This window comes from Xanthobacter versatilis (assembly GCF_043193975.1).
GTDB classification, from domain to species: Bacteria; Pseudomonadota; Alphaproteobacteria; order Rhizobiales; family Xanthobacteraceae; genus Xanthobacter; species Xanthobacter autotrophicus_E.
Window position 1 is genome coordinate 41,828 of sequence record NZ_JBAFVB010000013.1, and the last position, 19,895, is coordinate 61,722.

Consider the following 19,895-nt stretch of genomic DNA (forward strand, 5'->3'; position numbering starts at 1 on the left):
CATGGTGCTCCCCATGTCGCCGACCGGAATCGCCCGCGCCTTCGAGACCGCCTGCCGTGCCGAGCTTTCGGCCCTGAAGCCGGGCAATGTGCACATCTTCGCCGCCGGCCATGGCATGGAGGTGGCCCAGTTCGAGCACGCCGCCGCTGCCGCCGCACCGGCCGTCGCCCGTGCCGACCTCACGGTGGGCGCACGCATCGAGGCGGCGGTTGCAGCTTCGCTCGCGGTGGCGGGCTGCAACACCAATCTCGGCATCATCCTGCTCTGCGTGCCGCTGGCCGCCGCGGCAGAGCAGGGTCAGGGCGATCTCCGAGCCGCGCTGGGTGCGGTGCTGGACACCCTCGACGTGGCGGATGCGCAGGCGGCGTTCCGGGCTATCGTCGCCGCCAATCCGGGCGGACTGGGCGCCGTGCCGGATGCGGATGTGCGGGTGTCCGCAACCATCACGCTCAAGTCGGCCATGGCGATGGCGGCAGGGCGTGACAGCATTTCCCGGCAATATGTGACGGCATTCGAGGACATCTTCAGCCTCGGCGTGCCGGCGCTCGGGGACAGCCCGCTGGCACGCGAGCGCGTGGAGGCAGCCTATCTCGCCTTCCTCGCCACCTTTCCCGACAGCCACCTCGCCCGCAAGTTCGGCATCGCCACGGCCGAGACCGTGCAGGCGGAAGCGCAGGCGGTGCGGGCGCAGGTGGAGGGGCTCGACGGCGGGAGGCGGCACGACCTGCTTCTGGCCTTCGACAGCCGGCTGAAGGCGCGCGGCCTCAATCCCGGCACCACCGCCGACCTGACGGTAGCGAGCATCTTCGCGGCTTTGCTGGCCCGGCCGCAGGACGCGGACTGAACGGCTCCGCCCCCTGCGGGCAACCTAAACGAACGCGAACCACGGCGCCTCAGGATGAGCGCGCCGTGGCCTCGGCTCAGAACTTCACCGCCAGCGCGGCCTTGCCGGCGTTGTAGCTGGCGCCGTCGCCGGCCATGCCGTCATAGGCGAGGGTCAGCGTGACGCCGGTGGCGAAGGAGAGGTCGATGCCGAGGCTCCCCACCAGGCTGTCCTGCGCGATGGGCAGGCCCTCGACGCCGAACACAGTGCCGGTGTTCACGAAGGCCACAGCCGCCTCGGGCACCACGTCGCCGAACGCATGGCGCCAGCCGGCCGAGGCGTGAGGGGTCACGGCGATGCCGCTGCCCGCCGCGAAGGTGGTGGCGAGGCGCAGGCCCAGCGTGGTGTAGGCGGTGTCGAACGACGTGCCCTGGGAGGCAAGGCCCGCCACGGGGGCGTTGGTCTCGGCGAAGCTGCCGAGGTTCACGCTGGTCCAGCCGATCCCGGCGAAGGGCTCGAACGCCACCCCGCCCAGCGCGACCGTATAGCCCGCTTCCGCGAACAGGTTGCCAGCGGTGCCGTCATAGCTCGCCCTGGGCGCCTCGCCGGTGAGGGCGACGAAGCGGCTGGTGTCGATGCTGCTCCAGCCATAGGACGCCCCGGCCCGCAGCTTGATGGCGTCGAAGCGCGCTCCGCCATAGGCGGCGATGCGCCAGGTCTCGGTGTCCGCCGAGGCGAAGTCGGTGCTGGTAGAGGCAGAGGAATAGCCTGCCGCGAGGCCGAACACGGTGTTGGCAAGGCTCACGTCGCCGCCGAGCAGCACGCCGCCCAGATTGGTGTCGGCGGCAGCGGCATTGCCGTTGGAATCGGTGGAGAGCCACTGGCCGTAGCCCTGAGCCCAGCCGGTCCATACCGGCGCGTCGGCCGGCGCCTTGATGGCCTTGAAGGCGTTGGCCCCGGGAGACGACGGCTCGGCATAGGCCCGCGCCGGCCCGCCGGCCCCGAGCGCCGCGGCGCTGCCCTTGGCGCCCGCATAATCCGCCTGCCGCAGCCGGCCAAGGATGAGGTCGTTGACCAGCATGTTCTCGGTGGCGATCTGTCCCGGCAGGGTGGCGTGGATGTCGCCGGAGAGCTGGGCCAGAGCGAGGGTCGGGTTGTCACCCGCGACCTGGGTGGCGAAGTCGCCGTAGAGGGTGGAGGAGCGCGCCTTGTCGCTGCCGCCGATGCGCTCCAGCGCGCCGGCTACCGAGAGCTGGTTGCGGGTCAAAGCGTAGCTGGCGAAGGCCACGCCGGTGCGCTCCAGCGCCAGGGTGACGCGGGTATCGTCGTAGCTCAGCTCCGGGGTGACGAAGAGATAGTTGATGGGGTTCGCCACGGTCAGCCCGGCGAAGGTGCCGGAGACGGCGGTGTCGGACGAGACGATGGTGTAGATGCGGCTCCAGGCGAGGGCGCCATACATCTCCACCTGTGCGCCTTCGGCGATGGTGGCAGTGCCGCCCACGGTGATGAGGTCGGTCTTGCCGGTCTGCGCCACGTCCACCAGGTAGGTGCCGGCCAGCGTCGCATTGCCGGTCACCGCGAGGGTGCCGTAGGGCGCGGCGCTGGTGCCGGGGGAGAGGAAGACCGTGCCTGAGGCCGCAAGGCTGCCGAGGGTGCCGTTACCGGTGAGCACGCCGGCGTTGGTCTCATTGCCCGACAGGATCAGGCTCGCCTTGGCAAGCGACGCGTTGTCGAGGGCGAGCGCCGACTGGTCGAACACCAGGTCCCCGGCGAAAGTCGAGGTACCGGTGAGGGTGGTCCGGGTCTGCGCCTCGGCGGTGACACGCTCGAAATTGCGATAGGTGGCGGCATCGCCGATGAGGCTGGCGTCGAAGGTGACGTTGTCGCCGAGCGCGCCGAGCTGGAGGGTATCCGTCCCGCCCTCCGCGTCCACGATGCCGGTCACCTTGCTGCCGGTATGGTAGACGAACAGGTCGTTGCCGCCGCCCATCTCAACCGCATAGGTGGTGCCGGAGATGGTGCCGTAATTGACGATGGTGAGGTTTTTCGAGCTGTCGAGGCCGGAATTCACATAGCGGATGCCGTAGCCGTCGAGGCCCTGGATGGTGCCGTAATTGGTGACGCTCATGGCGGCATAGGCGTCGCCGCTGTTGCTGTCGTCGGCGAGGATGCCGTTGTTGGCGCCGGAGATCAGCGCCGAGGTGTGGGTCGCATCGCCGTTGACGATGGTGCCGCCGCCGATGGCGATGCCTTCGCTGGTGCTGGGCTTCTCCTCGCCCGGCTTGGTGCCCTTGGAGCCGAGGCCCTTGATGGTGCCGTAGTTGTAGACCGTCCCGGCATGGTCGAAATCCACGCCGTCGCCGTCGCCGAAGCTCGCGGCGGGATCATAGGTCCCGGTGATGGTGCCATAATTGGTGAGGGTGCCGGTGCCGTTGGAATTCACGCCCGAGCCGTTGCGGCCCTCGATGGTCCCCGAATTGGTGACGATGAGCGTGTCGCTGGCGCCCGACCCCTTGATGCCGTGATAGGCGCCGGAGATCAGGCCGCCCTCGTAATTGTTCACCGTGATGGTAATCGCCTTGGCGATGTCGTCGCCATCGACCTTGATGGCCGAGTTGTTCTGGGTGTCCGCCGTCCCGGCCGCGTAATAGGACGAGATGGTCCCGTAATTGTCGATGGTGAGGCCGTTCGTGCCCTGGATGCCGTCATTGTCGGCGGCGGTGATCAGGCCGGTGGACCGGTTGGTGATGGTGATGGTGGCGGCGGTGGAATAGATGCCGCCCAGGTCGATGCCCTGGCCATCGATGGTCGACTTGATGGTGCCGGCATTGTCGATCTTGATGACCGGCGCGGCGGTGCTGCCGACCGTCGAGCTTATCTTGATGCCGTCGTCCGTGCCCGCAACCACGCCACCCAGTTTGTTGGTCAGGGTGAACGACTGGAGCGTGTCGAAATTGGCCGCGGTGTCGAACTTGATGGCGCGCTTGCCGCTCGACGTGGTCTCGATGGTGCCGGAATTGGTGATGTCGATGGTGCCGCCGCCGAGCCGGATCGCATCGGAGCCGGCAGAGGAGATGGTGCCGGAATTGTCCACCGACACCTTGGCGGTGGTCGCCGTCGCCTTGTCGAAATCGAACCCCTGCCCGGTCTGGGAGCTGATGGTGCCGGAATTGGTGATGGTCACCGTGCCGTTCGCCAGCGCGCCGTTGATGCGGAAGGCATCGTCCTTCGAGGTTATGCTGCCGTTGTTCGTCAGCGTGAAGGCGCCGGTGACGTTGCTCGCCGTATCGATGGTACGGGTGTTCGAAGTGACGGTGCCGTTGTTGGTGATGACAACACCGGGGTTGGCGGTGGCCGCCGCGCTCCACTGAATGGCCGAGGAGCCTCCGCCCGCGAGCGTCGCGCCCTCGTCGATGGTGCCGGTGTCGCTGCCGGACACGCTCTGCTGCCCAGCGGCGGGCGGCACGGTGAAGGAGGCCGCGAGCGCGGGCGCCGCCATGCCGACCAGGAACAGGGAGAGGACGAGGCGGCTCGACGAGGCGTACAGCGCGGGCATGATGTTCCCCAAAGGTATCGTGAGGCTCCTAGGGGCCTTCCGTTACAGTTGGATGACATGCGCAGGTGCTACCCGCGTTCAGCCGGAGCCGGGTTTCAGGCCCACCGGCGAGCAGTGTCCGGCCCGATTCGGCCGTCGTGCAGGGCGCTCGCCACCAGCACGCCGGCGGTGCCCATGGCCGCCAGCCGATCGAGGTCCTCAGGCCCCCTGACGCCCCCGGCGGCATAGAGGGACGGGTGCCGGCCGATGCTGGCGGCGCGAGCCGCGGTCCGCTCCAGGGCTGCGAGGTCCGGCCCCTCCCCACTGCCCACGCGCGCCAGCGTCATCACGATCACCCGCTCGGGCCACAAGGCCGGATCCTCGTGCACCGAGACAGGTCCACGCGGACCTGCCGCATCGTGGTCGAGGGAAAGAATGACGTTCCCGGCGGCCAGCACATCTTTTGCCGCTGCGACATCTGGAAGCGTTTCGGTGCCGATGACGCTGCATCCGCGCCCCTGCGCCGCGCGTGCATGCACCTGGTCCGCACGCGCCTCGCCGGCATCGACCCACAGGTCGAGCCGGGGAAATGCAGCTCTCAGCCCATCAATGACTGCGCCATGGCTGCCTTTACCTGCGATGGCGTCGAGGTCCGCCACATAGAGCGTGCGGAACGGGGCCAAGGCTAGGAGGCCGGCCACCACGTCGAGCGGGGCGCTGGTGGCGGCCAGCGGGGTGTGGATGGGACGATATGAATCGCGTTCGCCACGCCGGGCGTGAACGACGTACCCTCCCTTCAGGTCAACGACAGGGATAAGCTGCATCTTGAGAATGAACCTGTCTGCCCCCCGAAAGGTGCCCTATGCGCGTTTTCATCTGCGAGTACGTGACATCCGGAGGATTGCGCGACAAGCCCTTGCCCGAAGCGACCCTCGCGGAAGCACGCCTGGTTCGCGACGCTCTGGTCATGGATCTCGAGGAACTGCCGGGAATCAGCGCGGTCCTCGCCTACGACGACCGCCTGCCCCGGCCGAAGCATGACGCCGTGCCGGTGCGCAAGGGCGAGGACCCCTGGATCACCTGGTCCGGCCTTGCGCAGGAATGCGACGTGGTGTGGCCCATCGCCCCCGAGGCCGGCGGCCAGCACAGCCGCATGGTGCGCCTGATGCGGGAGGCAAACGCCCGAATCATCGCCTCCGCCTCCGACACGGTCACGCTACTGAACAGCCGGCTGAAGACGGCCAAGCGCCTCGCCGAGTTCGGCATTCCCCATGTGCCGACCTATCCCATCGATGCCCTGCCGCGCGGCCTCGACGGCGATCTGGTCACCCGGCCCGACGATGGATCGGGCTGGGCGAGCGCCCGCGCCTGGCCCAACCGCGCCGCCCTGCCGCGCGGCGCCGGCCTGGTGGTGCAGCCCTATGTGCACGGCACGTTCGCCAGCCTCGGCGTGCTGGCCCGCGAGGATGGTGTGACCCTGCTCGCCGTCCACCGGCTCAACATTTCCCACCTCGTGGGCGTGTTCGGCTTCGAGGGGGTGACGGTGGGCGCCATCATCGATGAGGACGGCAGCCTGGCCGCCCTGGCGCGCGACGTGGTGGCGGCATTTCCCGGCCTGTCCGGGCTTTTGGGCATCGATGTGATCCTGACGCCGCAGGGCGCGGTGGTCACCGAGGTCCACCCGCGCGTCACTCCGGCCTATGCGGGCCTGCATGCCTCGCTCGGCGTCAATCCGCTGGCGTTTGTGCCGGAGCTGATCCGCGAGGGCAAGCCTCCGGCGGTGCCCCATCTGCCGCGAACCATCCCGGTGGAGGTGAAGCTCCGTTGAAAGGCGGGGCCGAAACCAATAGGAAGGCACATCGTTCAAGGCTGGCGGCTCGCCGGCGCGTGAGACCCATATGACGTCCGACGACACCCCTTCCCTCGCCGAAGCGCTGGCTGAAACCGAAGCCGGGACGCGCACCCGCCCGCACAACACGGACCGGCTGTTCCTGCGTGCCCTGCCCTTCTATGCCCGGCACGGCCTGTTCGAGGCCGAGCGCGAACTGGGCCAGCGCTTCGTGGTGGACGTGGACTGCTGGCTCGACACCCGCCCCGCCGCCTGGGCCGACGATGCCGCCCTCACCGTCTCCTACCAGCAGGTCTACGAGCATGTGTCGGCGGTGGTGACCGACGATCCGGTCCGCCTCATCGAGACCCTGGCCGAACGCATCGCCACGCGCATCCTCGACCATTTCGAGACCGTGGAGCAGGTGCGGGTGGTGGTGCACAAGCCCGGCGCGCCGATCACCGGCGTGTTCGGCGACGTGGGCATCGAGATCATCCGCTCCCGCTAGATTTCGGCTCCCGCGCAAGGGGCGGAACGACGCGCCCCGCTTTCGCGCTCCGCTGCATTGCGTCATAAAGCAGCCGGCGGGGGCATCCGCCGGACCAGCATGGGAGTGCGCGGTGAGCGAGTTGGTGACCTTGAAGACCTACCTCGGGACCTGGGCCGGCGCTGACGCGGGCCGCACGGCGGTCGCGCAGGCCGTGACCGCCATCGCCGAGGCCGGCGTCGGCATCGCCGATCTCGTTGCCCGCGGGCCGCTCGAAGAGGGCCTCGCTTCCATTCGCGGCGTCGATCCCAACGCCGGCGGAGACGCCCAGAAGGAACTGGACGTGGTGGCCGAGGAGCGCATCAAGGCCGCCCTCCTGCCCACCCCCACCGCCTTCCTCGCCTCCGAAGAGAGCGAGGAGCTGATCCCGCTGAACCCGGACGGCCGCCTCGTGATCGCGGTGGACCCGCTGGACGGCTCCTCCAACATCGACACCAACGTGTCGGTGGGCACCATCTATTCCATCCTGCCCTATGACGCGGCCGTGCACACCAATCCGGTATCGGCGGTGATGCGGCCGGGCGTGAACCAGGTGGCCTCGGGCTTCCTGGCCTATGGCCCTGCCACCATCCTCGTCGCCACCTTCGGGGAAGGCACGCAGGTGTTCGTCCACGACCGGCAGACCGGCGAGTTCGTGCTGGCCCGCACCAATGTGGAGATCCCGGCCGAGACCAAGGAATACGGCGTCAACCAGTCCAACGTGCGCCACTGGGCGGAGCCCATGAGCGCCTATATCGCCCACTGCCTCGCCGGCAAGGACGGGCCCCGCGGCAAGGATTTCAACATGCGCTGGGTGGGCTCCATGGTGGCCGACGCCTTTCGCATTTTCACCCGCGGCGGCGTCTACGTGTATCCCGGCGACAAGCGCAAGGGCTACGAGAACGGCCGCCTGCGGCTGATCTACGAGGCCAACCCGGTGGCCTTCCTCACCGAGCAGGCCAAGGGCGCCGCCACCGACGGCAAGACCCGCATCCTCGACATCCAGCCCCACCACATCCACCAGCGCATCCCGCTGGTGTTCGGCTCCAAGGCCGAGGTGGAGAAGATCGCGTCGTATTACTGAGCGGCGTAGACCGTTGCTTTCATCCCTCATGCCCCGGACAAGCCGGGGCATGAGGTGACCCTTGGCCCTTCAGGGCACCCCTTGACCTGACCCAGAAAAAAACGTTCGATCGTTTCCTAACGACCGCCCCCGCGCGGCGCATGAAGCCGCCCCTTCAGAGAGCGGCGACGAGGGAGACGAGAATGCTGGTGCCGGCGGCCGATTATCAGGGCCTCATCCGCGCCTTTTCCTGGGAGATCCCCGGGCGTTTCAACATGGGCGTCGCCTGCGCCGATGCCCATGCGGACGGCACCGGCAAGCCCGCCCTCATCTTCGTCGAGGAGAGCGGCCCCGTCCGCACCTACAGCTTCGACGAACTCAAAGCCCTCACCAACCGCTTCGCCAATGCCCTGGTGGCGCGGGGCCTCAAGCGCGGCGACCGGGTGGCGGTGTTCCTGCCGCAGGCGCCGGAAACCGCCATCGCTCACATCGCCGCCTTCAAGGCGGGACTGATCTCGGTGCCGCTTTTCACCCTGTTCGGCGACGAGGCGCTGGAATTCCGCCTCGCCGCCTCGGGCGCCCGGGTGCTGGTGACGGACCTTACCGGCCTCGCCAAGCTTGAGCGGGTGCGCGGCCACCTGCCGGAGCTGGAGCATGTCTTCGTTATCGGGCCCGACACGGGCGGCGCATCCTCATTCGACGCCGCGCTGGAAGCGGCCTCCGACCGCTTCATCCCGGTGGATACGGGGCCGGACGATCCCGGCATCATCATCTTCACCTCGGGCACCACCGGGAACCCGAAGGGTGCGCTGCATGGGCACCGGGTGCTGCTCGGGCACCTGCCCTGCATCCAGTTCGTCCATCAATACATGCCGCAGCCCGGCGACCTGCACTGGACTCCGGCGGACTGGGCCTGGATCGGCGGGCTGTTCGACGTGCTGTTCCCCTCGCTCTACCTGGGCGTGCCCGTGCTCGCCCACCGGGCGAAGAAGTTCGATCCGGACGCCGCCATGGACCTCATGGCACGGCATCAGGTCCGTAACGTCTTCCTGCCGCCCACCGCCCTCAAGCTGCTGCGACAGGCGGACGTGCGGCACGACGGCCTGAAGCTGCGCTCGCTCCTCACCGGCGGCGAGACACTGGGGGCGGAGCTGGGCGCCTTCGTCCAAGAGCGGCTTGGAGTGGAGGCGCGGGAGATCTACGGCCAGACCGAGTGCAACCTGGTGGTTGGCTCCAATTCCAGCTTCTTCCCCATCCGCCCCGGTGCCATGGGCAAGGCCATTCCGGGCCACGATGTGCGCATTGTGGACGATGAAGGCCACGAACTGCCCACGGGCGAAGAAGGCCATATCGGCATCCGCCGGGGCGATCCGGTGATGATGCTGGAATACTGGAAGAACCCGCAGGCAACGGCGCAGAAATATGCCGGCGACTTCCTCCTCACCGGCGACATGGGACGGCAGGACGAAGACGGCTATCTCTGGTACGTGGGCCGCAGCGACGATGTCATCACCTCGGCCGGCTACCGGATCGGGCCGGGGGAGATCGAGGACTGCATTCTCAAGCATCCGGCGGTGGCGCTGGTGGCGGTGGTGGGCGTGCCCGACCCGCTACGCACCGAGGCGGTGAAGGCCTGGGTGGTGCTCAAAGCCGGCACCACCCCTTCAGACGCTCTGGCGAAGGAGATCCAGGACTTCGTGAAGACCCGCCTCTCCGCCCATGAATATCCGCGCCACGTGGCCTTCGCCGACACTCTGCCCATGACCGCCACCGGCAAGATCCTGCGGCGCGAGCTGCGGGCGCGGGGGTAGCTGGACCAGATTGGTCAAGCGCGCGGCGTTTGAGGGTAACCTACCTGGCATCGGTCAAAGACCGAGGCTGATGGTATTACTGCGCCGCAGGCGGCACCTGCTCCAGCGCCTCGTTGCGCGTGCTCTGGCGCGCCGGCATGTCGTGGCGCAGGCGGCCGAACAGGATGTGGTCCTCCCACGTGCCGTTGATGCACAGATATTCCCGCGAGTAGCCCTCCCGCACGAAGCCACAGCTTTCCAAAAGGCCGATGGACGGCTGGTTGGAGGGCATGCAGGCCGCCTCGATGCGGCGCAGGTGCAGCATGTCGTAGGCCACGGGCAGAAGCGCGGTCACCGCCGCCTTCATGTAGCCCTGACCGGCAAAAGGCGCGCCCATCCAGTAGCCGAGGCTCGCCGCCTGGCAGACGCCCCGGCGCACGTTGGACAGGGTCAGGCCGCCGAGCAGCGCGTGGTCGGACTGGCGGAAGATGAAGAGCGGATAGGCCTCGTCGGCGACCATGTCCCGGGTGTAGCGCCGCAGCCGGCGGCGGAAGGCGCCGCGGGTCAGGTCATCCGCCGGCCACAGCGGCTCCCACGGGGTGAGGAAAGACCGGCTTTCCTCCCGCAGATCCCGCCACGGTCCGAAATCCTTCATCTGGGGCAGGCGCAGATAGATGCCCTTTCCCTCGATGACGGGAAGCGGCTCGATCATTAGGACGGAACTCAGCGGCCACATGGTACGCCCCGAACGAAATCCGTATCGACCCGGGGAGTGGTCCACCCGGGCCGGGGCGGGTCAGGCGGGCACTCCCAGGACATGAACACGTGCCGGCTGGCACGCGATGCGATCCAACAGGTGATCGCTTCAACTCGACAAAGAGAACGCGGTGTCCGATCGGCCTGCAGCGCAGGCTGACCGGCGCGGACTCTAGTGAACCTTCAAACGCTCCACGGCCCGTGCGGCAGGCTCAAGGCCGCCCCCCGGACCGATGGCGGTCAATGTGGGCCGGCCACGGCCGATGAGGCCCTGCGCCGCCCGGCGCACCCCTGCCACATCCACCGCATCCACCCGCGCCACGATCTCCTCCACCGGGATCACCCGGCCGAAGCCGAGGATCTGCCGGGCGAGCTGGTCCGCTCGCGCGCCGGAGCTTTCCAGCGCGGCGAGCAGCCCCACCTTCATCTGCGCCTTGGCGCGGGCCACCTCCAGCTCGGTCACGGTTTCCGCCGTGTCGAGAATCTGGTCGATGACCGCGTTGGACAGTTCCTCCACGTCGCCGGTGTCGGTGCCGGCATAGACGCCGAACAGGCCGGTATCCTGATAGCTCCAGTGAAAAGCATAGATCGAATAGCAGAGGCCGCGATCCTCGCGCACGTCCTGGAACAGGCGCGAGGACATGCCGCCGCCCAGCACGTTCGCGAGCACCTGCACGGCGTGATATTCGGGGTCCTTGAAGGAGCAGCCCTCCAGCCCCAGCAACACATGCACCTGTTCCAGGTCACGGGCGAGCAGTCGGGTGCCGCCGCCATAGGTGGCCTGGGGCAGCTCCGGCTTGGTGGCGGGGGCGATGATCTTCAGCCGCTGGCCGGCCTCTTCCACCAGCCGGTCGTGCTCCACCGCGCCGGCGGCGGCCACCACCATGCGGGGGCCGCGATAGGTGCGCCCGAGATAGGCGCCGAGTTGGTCCCGGCTGAAGGCGCGCACCGTGTCCGGCGTGCCGAGGATAGAGCGGCCCACGCTCTGGCCGGGGAAGGCCTGCTCCTGGAACAGGTCGAACACCAGGTCGTCGGGCGTGTCCATGACCGCGCCGATCTCCTGCACAATCACGTTCTTCTCCCGCTCCAGCTCGTCGGGGGCGAAGGCCGGCTCGGTGAGGATGTCGGCGAGGATGTCGATGCCGAGGCCCACATCCTCCCCCAGCACGCGGACATTGTAGGTGGTCTGCTCCACCGAGGTGGCGGCATTGATGTCGCCGCCCACCTGCTCGATCTCCTCGGCGATGCGGCGGGCGGAGCGCCGGCGCGTGCCCTTGAAGGCCATGTGCTCCAGCAGGTGGGAGATGCCGTGCTCGTCCTCCTGCTCGTCCCGCGCCCCCGCGCCCACCCAGATGCCGAGGGAGGCGGTGCCGAGATGGCTCATCTCGTCGGTGATGACGGTGACGCCGTTGTCGAGGACCGAAATCTTCACGCTCATGCCGCCGCGCCCCGGGCGATGCGCGCATGGGCGCGGATGAAGGTCTCGATGGCGGCAAGGTCGTTGGGCAGCACGCTGACGCTCTCCCGGCGGGTCATGAGGTCCGCCATGTGCGGCGGCAGGGCCGGACGATGGCCGGTGGCGGCTTCCACCGCGTCGGGGAACTTGGCGGGGTGGGCGGTGGAGAGCACCACCTGCGGCACCCTGGCCGCGTGCTCCACCTTGTCCGCCACCGCAAGGCCCACCGCCGTGTGCGGATCGCAGAGATAGCCAGCGGACTGGTAGAGCCTGGCGATGGTGGCAGCGGTCTCCGGCTCGTCGGCTCGGCCGGCGGAGAAGTCGGCGCAGATGGCGGCGAGCGCAGCGCGCGGCACGCTGAAGGAGCCCGACTGGGCGAGCTGATCCATCAGTTGGCGCAGCACCGCGCTGTCGCGGTCCAGGGCCTCGAACAGCAGGCGCTCGAAATTGGACGAGATCTGGATATCCATGGACGGCGAGGAGGAGGGCAGCACCCCCTTCACCTCATAGCGGCCGGTGTCCAGGGTGCGCACCAGGATGTCGTTGACGTTGGTGGCGATGGTGAGGTCGCGGATCGGCAGGCCCATCTTCTTCGCCACCCAGCCGGCAAGGATATCGCCGAAATTGCCGGTGGGCACCACGAAGGAGACGTCCCGATGGGGCGCGCCCAGGGCGGTGGCGGCATAGAAATAATAGACGACCTGGGCCACGATCCGCGCCCAGTTGATGGAATTCACCCCTGCCAGCGCCAGGGAGTCGCGGAAGGCGTGGTGGTTGAACATGGCCTTGACCAGGTTCTGGCAGTCGTCGAACGTGCCTTCCACGGCAATGGCATGGACGCTCGGCGAATTCACCGTGGTCATCTGCCGGCGCTGCACCTCGGACACCCGGCCGTGCGGATAGAGGATGAAGACATCCACCGCGTCCGAGCGCCGGAACGCCTCGATGGCCGCGCTGCCGGTGTCGCCGGAGGTGGCGCCGACGATGGTGGCCCGGCTGCCGCGCGAGGCCAGCACATGGTCCATCAGCCGGGCGAGCAGCTGCATCGCCACGTCCTTGAAGGCGAGGGTCGGGCCGTGGAATAGCTCAAGGAGGAAGCGGTTGGCGCCGATCTGGGTCAGCGGGGCCACGGCCGGATGACGGAAGCCCGCATAGGCGTCGTCGATCATCAGGTCGAGGGCGCGCGGCGGCAGCGCGTCGCCCACGAACGGGCCGATCACGGCCTTGGCGACGGCAGCGTAGGGTTTTCCCGCCAGCGCGGCGATCTCATCCCTGGAGAGGGTCGGCCAGGCCTCGGGCAGATAGAGGCCGCCGTCGCGCGCAAGCCCCGCGAGCAGCGCGTCGGAAAAGGAGAGAACGGGAGCTTCACCACGGGTGGAAACGTAACGCACGGGGCCTCGACCTGATCTTCGGCCGCATATCGGGCCACCGGCTAAACTACCCGCAAGCGGCCTTGGGCGAAAGGCGGTTGGTGCGGACTGCGGCGTTCGTTGGCCAGCCGGAGCCGCACGAGGTGTGGATCGAGCCTGACCTTCACTGGAAAAAGCGTCCGCGCGGATGGCACGGGCCTGCCCGCACCGTCCGCGCGAAACGCTGCCTCAGCTGCGCGCCCGCACGTAGCGGCCGGGCGCGTCCTCGATGGGGGTGAGGCGGTCGCCGCCGATGGTCCGGGCGGGGACCTCGTCGGGATGCTGGGCGCTGAACCAGGAGATCCAGTCCGGCCACCAGGAGCCGGCACTCTCCCGAGCGCCCTCCAGCCACAGGTCGAAGCTCGGCCCAGTCGGGCCGTCCGCCCAGTACTGGTACTTGCCCTTGGACGGCGGATTGACCACGCCAGCGATGTGGCCGGAGCCGGCGAGCACGTAGCGCACCGGGCCGGACAGGAGATTGGCGCCGATATAGACCGAGTTGGGCGGCGCGATATGGTCTTCCTTGGTGGCGAGCGAATAGACCGGCACCGAGATCTTGTGCACGTCGATGCGCACGCCGCCGAGTTCGGCAAGGCCGCGGGCGATGTTGTTGGTGAGGTAGCAGTTGCGCAGGTAGAAGGAGTGGTTCGCCGCCGGCATGCGGGTGGAATCCGCGTTCCAGAACAACAGGTCGAACGGGAATGGCGCCTTGCCCTTCATGTAGTTGTTCACCACATAGGGCCAGATCAGGTCGTTGGAGCGCAGCAGGTTGAAGGCGGAGGCCATCTTGCTGCCCTCCAGATACCCCATGTCCTTCATCTTGCGCTCGATGGAGGCCAGCTGGTCCTCGTCCACGAAGACCTTGAGATCGCCCGCATGGGTGAAGTCGATCTGGGTGGTGAGGAAGGTGGCGGAGGCGATGCGATCGTCCCCGGTGGCGGCCATGTAGGCGAGCGTGGTGGCGAGCAGGGTGCCCCCCACGCAATAGCCCATGGCGTGGGCCTGCCGCTCGCCGGTGGCGATGGCCACCTGGTCGAGGGCGGTCATGATGCCCTCGCGCATGTAATCGTCAAAGCCCTTGGTGGCCAGCCGGGCATCCGGATTGACCCAGGAAATGACGAAGACGCTGACGCCCTGGTCCACCAGCCACTTGATGAAAGACTTCTCGGCCGTCAGGTCGAGAATATAAAACTTGTTGATCCACGGCGGCACGATCAACAGCGGCGTCTTCTTCACGCTCGCTGTCGTGGCCTCATACTGGATGAGCTGCATCAGCTCATTCTCATAGATCACCTTGCCCGGGGTGGTGGCGAGGTTGCGGCCCACCTCGAAGGCGCTCATGTCCGTCTGGCGGATCTTGAGCGTGCCCTTGCCCTCGATCAGGTCGGCGGTCAGGTTCCGCATGCCCTTGACGAGGTTCTCGCCCGACGAGCTCATGGTCTCGCGGATCAGCTCGGGATTGGTCATCACGAAGTTAGAAGGCGAGATGGCGTTGGACACCTGGCGTACCAGGAACTCGGCCTTGTGCTTGAGGTGCGGGTCGAGGCCCTCGGCCTCCTCCACCATGTCCTCAGCCCATTTGGCGGTGACGAGATAGGCCTGCTTGAGAGCGTCGAAGATGGGGCTGTCGCTCCAGCCCTGGTCCTTGAAGCGGGCGTCCTTGGCGTCGGGCTTGGTGACCGGCGCCACCTCCTCTCCCGCAAGGCGCTTCATGGTGTTGGCCCAGACCGAGAGATAGCCGGCCATCAGGCGCGACTGCGCCTCCACCGTACGCTGGGGATCGGCCATCCAGTATTCGGCCACATGGCCCACGGTCTTGAGCGCGTCGGCGATGTCCTCGGCCATGTCGTCGGTCTTGCCCGGATGGCGCGGGGCCAGGTAGGCCGCCATGGCCTTGCCGCCCTCCTCCATCATCTGGGCGAGGTTGCGGGCGAGAACCTCCACGTCCATGCCGCTGCGCGCGCCGTCGCCGCCAGCGGGCGAGGCTGCGGGCGACGGGGCACGGGCCCTGGAGGTGGCAGCGGACGCGCCCTCTGCGGACGCGACCTTCGTCTCCGACGCCTTGCCGGCAGCCGGCTTGGGCGCCTCGGCCGGTGCCGGAGGCACCACGGTCAGGTGCGGAGCAGGCATCTCCACGGGCGGAGCCATGCCTTTGCCGTTCCCTGCCATGTTCGACGTTTCCTCTGCACGGGACATAGGTCATTCCCTTTTAGCGGGCCGTTACGGAAAGCTCGGTCCATCTTTATCGCTACGCGCCTGTCCTTCATACTCCGTCCGGATGACGGGATCGAGCCTCAGGCGAGCGCAGCCGATGCGCAACCACAGGATCATGCCGGGCCCGTTTATGCAAAGTCCTTCAATGCGAAACCTCCCCGTGGCAAGTGTGCACTGCAGCGCTATAAGGGACAGATGATCCAGGTTTCGACCCCACCGGCCGGCCCTCGCCTGACGCCGCCCAACCGCCCGCGCACGACCGTCTTCGCCGGCGGCCGCGCCCTGCTGCGCACCACCCTGGCCGGGGCGCTGGCCTGCGCCCTCGCCGCCTGCGCCGGAAGCGAGGGCCTGCCGGGCCTGACGCCCCCGCAAACCCATGTGCAGGAGGTGCCGGCCAACGCCTTCCCCACCATCGGCACCGCCGCATCGTCATCGAAGCGGCCGCCGCTGACGCCGGAAGGCCAGCAGAAGCTGCAGCGCGACCTGGAAAGCCTCGCCCGCACCCAGGAAAAATAGCGCCCCGCGCGCAGCCGGATGCATATTGCAGTGCGATGGACAGGGTTCTGCCGCACTCCCATCGCAATCATGGCTTTTCCATTCACACAACAGTGGTACAAAGCCCGACTGCCGCGCCGGGAGAATGAGCAACAGCGCGGCCTCTGGAGCCCTGAGATGACGACCGACTTCCACCGCATTCGCCGGCTGCCGCCCTACGTGTTCGAGCAAGTGAACCGCGTGAAGGCCGCCGCCCGTAATGCCGGGGCGGATATCGTCGACCTCGGCATGGGCAATCCGGATCTCGATGCGCCCGCGCATGTGATTGAGAAGCTCAAGGAAACCATCGGCAAGCCGCGGACGGACCGCTATTCCGCGTCCAAGGGCATCCCCGGCCTGCGCCGCGCCCAGGCGGCCTACTATGAGCGGCGATTCGGCGTGAAGCTGGATCCCGACAAGCACGTGGTGGCCACCCTCGGCTCGAAGGAAGGCTTCGCCAACATGGCGCAGGCCATCACCGCGCCGGGCGACGTGATCCTGACCCCCAACCCGTCCTATCCCATCCACGCCTTCGGCTTCCTGATGGCCGGCGGCGTGATCCGGTCGGTGCCGGTGGAGCCGGGGCCGGAGTTCTTCCACGCCATGGAACGGGCGGTGCAACACTCCATCCCCAAGCCCATCGCGGTGGTGCTGTGCTATCCGTCCAACCCCACGGCCTGCGTGGCGGACCTGGAGTTCTACAAGGACGTGGTGGCCTTCGCGAAGAAGAACGACCTCATTGTCCTTTCCGACCTCGCCTATGCCGAGCTGTATTTCGATGACACCCCGCCGCCCTCGGTGCTGCAGGTGCCGGGCGCCATGGACGTGACGGTGGAATTCACCTCCATGTCCAAGACCTATTCCATGGCCGGCTGGCGCATGGGCTTCGCGGTGGGCAACGAGCGCCTCATCGCCGCTTTGTCGCGGGTGAAGTCCTATCTTGATTACGGCGCCTACACCCCGATCCAGGTGGCGGCAACGGCGGCGCTCAATGGCCCGCAGGATTGCATCGCCGAGATGCGTGAGACCTACAAGAAGCGCCGAGACGCGCTGGTGGAGAGCTTCGGCCGCGCCGGCTTCCCGGTGCCCTCGCCCCGCGCCTCCATGTTCGCCTGGGCGCCGATCCCCGAGCCTTTCCGTGCCATGGGCTCGGTAGAGTTCGCCAAGCTGCTCATCGAGAAGGCGGACGTGGCGGTGGCGCCCGGCGTCGGCTTCGGCGAGCACGGGGACGACTTCGTCCGCATCGCCGTGGTGGAGAACGAGCAGCGCATCCGCCAGGCGGCGCGCAACATCCGCCGCTTCTTCGAGCAGGCGGGCACGACCCTCCACAATGTGGTGCCCCTCAGCGCCGCGCGCTGAAGCCAAAGCCGGTGAGCAAGACTCACCGGTCTTAGGTCCAGCCCGCGCGGCGCTTGAGCGAACCCCTCTCGGCACCGGTCGCAGACCGGGGCCGTCGGGAGGAGTGGTGCATCCGGGCGCCGCGCGCTAAAAGCGCGGCGCTTTCCAACAGGCGAAGAACCGGTCCGATCCCATGAGCGAACTGAAAGTGGGCCTTGCCGGCCTCGGCACCGTCGGGGCGGCGGTGTTCCGCATGCTCGAACGCCGCAAGGCCGAGCTTGAGGCCCGCACCGGCCGCACCCTCAGGGTGACGGCGGTGGCGGCCCGCGACCGCAGCCGCGACCGTGGGCTCGACCTTGGCGGCGTGGTCTGGTTCGAGGATCCGGTGGCGCTGGCCCGCGACGGCGACATCGATGTGTTCGTAGAGCTGATGGGCGGCGACGGCGACCCCGCCAAAGCCGCGGTGGCCGCAGCCCTCGACCGGGGCATCCCGGTGGTGACCGCCAACAAGGCGCTGCTGGCCAAATGCGGCGTGGAACTCGCCCAACGGGCGGAAGCTTCCGGCGCCGGCCTGCATTTCGAGGCGGCGGTGGCGGGCGGCATCCCTATCGTGAAGACCCTGCGCGAATCGCTGGCCGGCAACACCATCGAGCGGGTGTCGGGCATCCTCAACGGGACCTGCAACTACATCCTCACCCGCATGGCGGAGGAGAAACTCTCCTTCCACGTCTGCCTCGGAGAGGCGCAGCGGCTGGGCTATGCGGAGGCGGACCCGACCTTCGACATCGACGGCTTCGACACCGCCCACAAGCTCGCCATCCTCACCTCGCTGGCCTTCGGCACCCAGGTGGATGCGGATTCCATCTACGTGGAGGGCATCCGCCAGCTGACCCTCGCCGACCTCGAGGCGGCGGACGACCTCGGCTACCGGGTGAAGCTGCTGGGCGTCGCCGTGCGCACTGAAACCGGCATCGAGCAGCGGGTGCATCCCACCATGGTGCCCAAGCACTGGCCCATCGCCCAGGTGTCCGGCGTCACCAATGCGGTGGCGGTGGATGGCGACGCGGTGGCGCTGACCCTGGTCGGCCCCGGCGCCGGCGGCGCGGCCACAGCCTCCGCCGTGGTGGGCGACCTGTTCGACGTGGCTCGCGGCGCCAGGGGCTACGCCTTTGGCCTGCCCGTGGCCGAGCTGACCAAGGCCGAGCGCGCCGCCATGCAGCGCCACGAGGGCGGCTACTACATCCGCCTCGCTGTGGTGAACAAGCCCGGCACCGCCGCCACCATCGCCCGGCGCATGGCGGACGAGCAGATCTCGCTCGAATCCATCATGCAGCGCCGGCCCGACGGCGCCGAGACCGCGCGCGTCATCCTCATCACCTATGCGACCACGGAAGAAGCCGTGCGCCGCGCCATTGCCGCCATCGAGGCCGACGGGGTCATCTCTGCATTGCCGCAGGTGATCCGAATCGAGAAGGATTGACGGCCATGCGCGTTGCCCGGATGCCCCAGGTCCTCGACCGTCGCCTGTCCCTGGACATGGCTCAGGTGACCGAACGCTGCGCGGTGGCCGCCGCCCGGCTGCGCGGCCGCGGCGACGAGCAGGCCGCCGACCTTGCCGCAATGGCGGCCTGCCACCGGGAGCTCAGCCTCATTCCGGTCTCCGGCACCGTGGTGATCGGCGAGGGCATCGAGGACGAATGCGAGCAGCTCTTCGTCGGCGAAAAGCTGGGCGCCGGCGGTGCCGAGGTGGACCTCGCCGTTGACGCGCTGGAAGGCTCCACGCTCTGCGCCAAGAACATGGAAGGCTCGCTCTGTGTGCTGGTGATCGCCGAGCGCGGCTCCCTGCTGAAGGTGCCCGACGCCTACATGGAGAAGCTGGCGATCGGCCCCGGCTATCCGGAAGGCATCGTCTCCCTCGCCCAGACCCCGCAGGAGAACATTCAGGCGCTGGCGGACGCCAAGGGCGTGCCGACCTCCGAGATCACCGCCCTCATCCTCGATCGTCCGCGCCATGCGCCGCTGGTGGAGGCTGTGCGCAAGACCGGCGCCGCCATCAAGCTCATCACCGACGGCGACGTGGCGGGAGTGATCCACACCACCAATCCGCACGAGAGTGGCATCGACATCTATCTCGGCCTCGGCGGCGCGGCCGAGGGCATCCTGGCGGCGGCGGCCCTGCGCTGCATCGGCGGCCAGATGGAAGGCCGCCTGGTGCTCGACACCGAGAAGAAGCGCGCCCAGGCCAAGACCCTCGGCATCCGCGACGGCGCCAAGATCTACAAGCTGGAAGAAATGGTGCGCGGCGACTGCCTGGTGGCCGCCACCGGCGTCACCGACGGCGCGCTCCTGAAGGGCGTGCGCTTCAGCCGCGAGGTGATCGAAACCGACACCATCGTGCTGCGCGCGGCCACCGGCACGGTGCGCCGGATAACCACCGAGCACCGCGACTTCCGCAAATTCCGTATGGAAAGCTGAAAGGACGCCCGAACGCCGCCGCGCGTCAACTCAGACCATCAGCCTCGGGCTTCGGGCGTTCCCAAGTTGCGAACCTTCAAACCGGTCGCGGGAATGTCCGACGCCTAGCGCCGCGCGGACTTGACCAATGGCCCATGAGAAAGGCTCA

General features: G+C 68.1%; 15 protein-coding genes. 9 read left to right on the top strand and 6 right to left on the bottom strand.

All coding sequences use genetic code 11. The features are described from left to right. Positions 1–13: 13 nt before the first annotated feature. The gene (locus V5F66_RS20150; protein WP_394049841.1) at positions 14–844 is read left to right on the top strand and encodes a triphosphoribosyl-dephospho-CoA synthase; all 831 of its coding nucleotides are present in this window, start codon (positions 14–16) and stop codon (positions 842–844) included. Between the two features lie 76 nt (positions 845–920). Here V5F66_RS20150 and V5F66_RS20155 read toward each other — a convergent pair whose 3' ends face one another. Continuing rightward, positions 921–4,379: an autotransporter domain-containing protein gene (locus tag V5F66_RS20155; protein WP_394094597.1), complete on the bottom strand. Its 3,459-nt coding sequence runs from the start codon at positions 4,377–4,379 to the stop codon at positions 921–923. 95 nt (positions 4,380–4,474) lie between these two features. Beyond that, complete coding sequence (locus V5F66_RS20160; RefSeq protein WP_394094598.1) at positions 4,475–5,182, bottom strand: HisA/HisF-related TIM barrel protein; 708 nt, start codon at positions 5,180–5,182, stop codon at positions 4,475–4,477. 92 nt (positions 5,183–5,274) lie between these two features. On the opposite strand from V5F66_RS20160, the gene V5F66_RS20165 reads away from it, so the two are divergent. The 4 genes from V5F66_RS20165 (at position 5,275) to V5F66_RS20180 (ending at position 9,586) form a co-directional block, all read left to right on the top strand. Beyond that, entirely contained in the window at positions 5,275–6,186 is a 912-nt protein-coding gene (locus tag V5F66_RS20165; RefSeq protein ID WP_394006883.1) for an ATP-grasp domain-containing protein, read from the top strand. 70 nt (positions 6,187–6,256) lie between these two features. Further along, the gene (gene folB, locus V5F66_RS20170) at positions 6,257–6,694 is read left to right on the top strand and encodes a dihydroneopterin aldolase (protein WP_012115504.1); all 438 of its coding nucleotides are present in this window, start codon (positions 6,257–6,259) and stop codon (positions 6,692–6,694) included. A 112-nt stretch (positions 6,695–6,806) separates the two neighbouring features. Next, entirely contained in the window at positions 6,807–7,796 is a 990-nt protein-coding gene (locus V5F66_RS20175) for a class 1 fructose-bisphosphatase (RefSeq protein ID WP_394094599.1), read from the top strand. A gap of 182 nt (positions 7,797–7,978) precedes the next feature. Further along, positions 7,979–9,586 carry an AMP-binding protein gene (locus V5F66_RS20180; protein ID WP_394094600.1) on the top strand — a complete coding sequence of 536 codons (1,608 nt, stop codon included), beginning with the start codon at positions 7,979–7,981 and terminating at the stop codon, positions 9,584–9,586. Positions 9,587–9,662: 76 nt separating this feature from the next. Here V5F66_RS20180 and V5F66_RS20185 read toward each other — a convergent pair whose 3' ends face one another. The 4 genes from V5F66_RS20185 to phaC all read right to left on the bottom strand — a co-directional run bounded on the left by V5F66_RS20185 (position 9,663) and on the right by phaC (position 15,334). Beyond that, entirely contained in the window at positions 9,663–10,301 is a 639-nt protein-coding gene (locus V5F66_RS20185; protein WP_012115501.1) for a GNAT family N-acetyltransferase, read from the bottom strand. Between the two features lie 192 nt (positions 10,302–10,493). Continuing rightward, the gene (locus tag V5F66_RS20190; RefSeq protein WP_012115500.1) at positions 10,494–11,759 is read right to left on the bottom strand and encodes a M16 family metallopeptidase; all 1,266 of its coding nucleotides are present in this window, start codon (positions 11,757–11,759) and stop codon (positions 10,494–10,496) included. Further along, entirely contained in the window at positions 11,756–13,168 is a 1,413-nt protein-coding gene (thrC, locus tag V5F66_RS20195; RefSeq protein WP_012115499.1) for a threonine synthase, read from the bottom strand. Before thrC ends, V5F66_RS20190 begins: the two co-directional genes overlap by 4 nt. Positions 13,169–13,375: 207 nt before the next feature. Next, on the bottom strand, positions 13,376–15,334 hold the full coding sequence (gene phaC / locus V5F66_RS20200; protein ID WP_394094601.1) for a class I poly(R)-hydroxyalkanoic acid synthase: 1,959 nt from the start codon (positions 15,332–15,334) through the stop codon (positions 13,376–13,378). Between the two features lie 261 nt (positions 15,335–15,595). On the opposite strand from phaC, the gene V5F66_RS20205 reads away from it, so the two are divergent. The 4 genes from V5F66_RS20205 to glpX all read left to right on the top strand — a co-directional run bounded on the left by V5F66_RS20205 (position 15,596) and on the right by glpX (position 19,747). Next, positions 15,596–15,916: a hypothetical protein gene (locus tag V5F66_RS20205; protein WP_394049847.1), complete on the top strand. Its 321-nt coding sequence runs from the start codon at positions 15,596–15,598 to the stop codon at positions 15,914–15,916. A 156-nt stretch (positions 15,917–16,072) separates the two neighbouring features. Continuing rightward, positions 16,073–17,293, top strand: a complete 1,221-nt coding sequence (locus tag V5F66_RS20210) for an LL-diaminopimelate aminotransferase (RefSeq protein ID WP_394049849.1) — start codon at positions 16,073–16,075, stop codon at positions 17,291–17,293. A 172-nt stretch (positions 17,294–17,465) separates the two neighbouring features. Further along, on the top strand, positions 17,466–18,752 hold the full coding sequence (locus V5F66_RS20215) for a homoserine dehydrogenase (RefSeq protein ID WP_394006876.1): 1,287 nt from the start codon (positions 17,466–17,468) through the stop codon (positions 18,750–18,752). Positions 18,753–18,757: 5 nt separating this feature from the next. Continuing rightward, positions 18,758–19,747 carry a class II fructose-bisphosphatase gene (gene glpX / locus V5F66_RS20220; RefSeq protein WP_012115495.1) on the top strand — a complete coding sequence of 330 codons (990 nt, stop codon included), beginning with the start codon at positions 18,758–18,760 and terminating at the stop codon, positions 19,745–19,747. The last annotated feature ends 148 nt before the right edge of the window (positions 19,748–19,895 follow it).

Coding starts and splice junctions, on each gene's coding strand:
- V5F66_RS20190 (WP_012115500.1), bottom strand. CDS start 11,759: ATGAGCGTGAAGATTTCGGTCCTCGACAACGGCGTCACCGTCATCACC.
- V5F66_RS20185 (WP_012115501.1), bottom strand. CDS start 10,301: ATGTGGCCGCTGAGTTCCGTCCTAATGATCGAGCCGCTTCCCGTCATC.
- V5F66_RS20215 (WP_394006876.1), top strand. CDS start 17,466: ATGAGCGAACTGAAAGTGGGCCTTGCCGGCCTCGGCACCGTCGGGGCG.
- V5F66_RS20150 (WP_394049841.1), top strand. CDS start 14: ATGTCGCCGACCGGAATCGCCCGCGCCTTCGAGACCGCCTGCCGTGCC.
- V5F66_RS20155 (WP_394094597.1), bottom strand. CDS start 4,379: ATGCCCGCGCTGTACGCCTCGTCGAGCCGCCTCGTCCTCTCCCTGTTC.
- V5F66_RS20180 (WP_394094600.1), top strand. CDS start 7,979: ATGCTGGTGCCGGCGGCCGATTATCAGGGCCTCATCCGCGCCTTTTCC.
- phaC (WP_394094601.1), bottom strand. CDS start 15,334: ATGGCTCCGCCCGTGGAGATGCCTGCTCCGCACCTGACCGTGGTGCCT.
- folB (WP_012115504.1), top strand. CDS start 6,257: ATGACGTCCGACGACACCCCTTCCCTCGCCGAAGCGCTGGCTGAAACC.
- V5F66_RS20210 (WP_394049849.1), top strand. CDS start 16,073: ATGACGACCGACTTCCACCGCATTCGCCGGCTGCCGCCCTACGTGTTC.
- V5F66_RS20205 (WP_394049847.1), top strand. CDS start 15,596: ATGATCCAGGTTTCGACCCCACCGGCCGGCCCTCGCCTGACGCCGCCC.
- V5F66_RS20160 (WP_394094598.1), bottom strand. CDS start 5,182: ATGCAGCTTATCCCTGTCGTTGACCTGAAGGGAGGGTACGTCGTTCAC.
- glpX (WP_012115495.1), top strand. CDS start 18,758: ATGCGCGTTGCCCGGATGCCCCAGGTCCTCGACCGTCGCCTGTCCCTG.